Origin of the sequence: Cellulomonas sp. IC4_254 (assembly GCF_011603975.1) — a bacterium.
Classification (GTDB): Bacteria; Actinomycetota; Actinomycetes; order Actinomycetales; family Cellulomonadaceae; genus Cellulomonas.
This window is the reverse complement of sequence record NZ_JAANNB010000380.1, coordinates 1-1,114: the sequence shown is the minus strand read 5'-3', so window position 1 is coordinate 1,114 and position 1,114 is coordinate 1. Positions and strand designations below refer to the sequence as shown.

Here is a 1,114-nt window from a genome sequence, read left to right as displayed (position 1 = left end):
TCGGGGCGGTCGGTGCCGCGCGGGCGGTCCGGGCGGGCGGCACGGTCGGTGCGGTCGGTGCCGCGCGGGCGGTCCGCCCCGGCGCGGTCGGCACCCGGGCGGTCCGTCGCCGCGCGGTCCGCGCGGTCCGGCTGCGCGGCCCGGTCCTGCGGGCCCGCGGCGAGCGCGCCCTGCAGGACCGCGTCGAACCCGGTCGACGCGGTGCGCGCGGCGCTGCCGGCCGTCGCGCCGGTCGCGGCGCGCGCCGGTGCGGCGGGAAGCGTGCTGATGGTCACGAGGCGGCCCCCCAGAGGGACGTGAGCAGGGACGAGGTGGACGTGCCGGCCCCGGCCGAGCTGGAGCCGAGGGCGCCGAGCGCCGAGGTGAGCGAGGTCGAGCCGGTCGCGCCCGCCGCGCCGGCGGAGCCGGTCAGCAGCGCGAGCGCGTTCTGCCCGGCGGCCGTGCTCGCGAGCGCCGAGGACAGCGAGGACGAGACGGTCGACGCGCCGGCCGGGGCGGCCGCCGCCTGCTGCGGCAGGACCCGCCGGATCGTCGTCGGCTCCGCGTACACGTCGCGGATGGTCACCGACTTCCCGGGCTTGGGGGCGTCGATCATCTGGCCGTCGCCGACGTAGATGCCGATGTGCTTGCCGCCGTTCAGCACGATCAGGTCGCCGGGCAGCGCCTGGTCGAGCGAGGGGACCTCCTGGCCGAGCGTGGCCTGGTCGCGGGCCACCCGCGGCACCCCGGAGGTGATGCCGAGGTCGGCGAGCGACCGGAGCACGAGGCCCGAGCAGTCCAGCCCGCCCTCGGCGAGCGACTCGCCGCCCCAGACGTAGGGGGTGCCGAGGTACTTCTTGGCGGCCTCGACGAGGTCCTGGCCGGTGACTGTCGTCGACAGCGCGTTCTCGGGCACGGTGCCGAGGTCGGCCCCGGTGGTGCCGGTGAGCTGCGCGAGCGCGGCGGCGAAGTCGGTCCCGGAGGCCGCGGACGTCATGGACACGGCGGACGCCGTGGCCGCCGTGGACGCGGCCGCGGTCGACGCGGCCGCCACCGGCACCGTCGCCGGCGCCACGTACGCGCGGATCTCCGCGATGCGGGCCTGCACGGCCGCCACTCCCCCGGTCACCGGGCC

The 1,114-nt window shown here is 78.8% G+C and carries 1 protein-coding gene and 1 pseudogene; both read right to left on the bottom strand.

Features of this window, described 5'->3' with window-relative positions; genetic code table 11:
- Positions 1-275, bottom strand: a pseudogene (locus tag G6556_RS18910) (hypothetical protein); the annotation flags it as partial.
- Positions 272-1,114, bottom strand: an 843-nt coding sequence (locus G6556_RS18905; protein WP_205693776.1) for a C40 family peptidase, incomplete at its 5' end; no start/stop codon positions are given. The gene G6556_RS18905 and the pseudogene G6556_RS18910, both read right to left, overlap by 4 nt.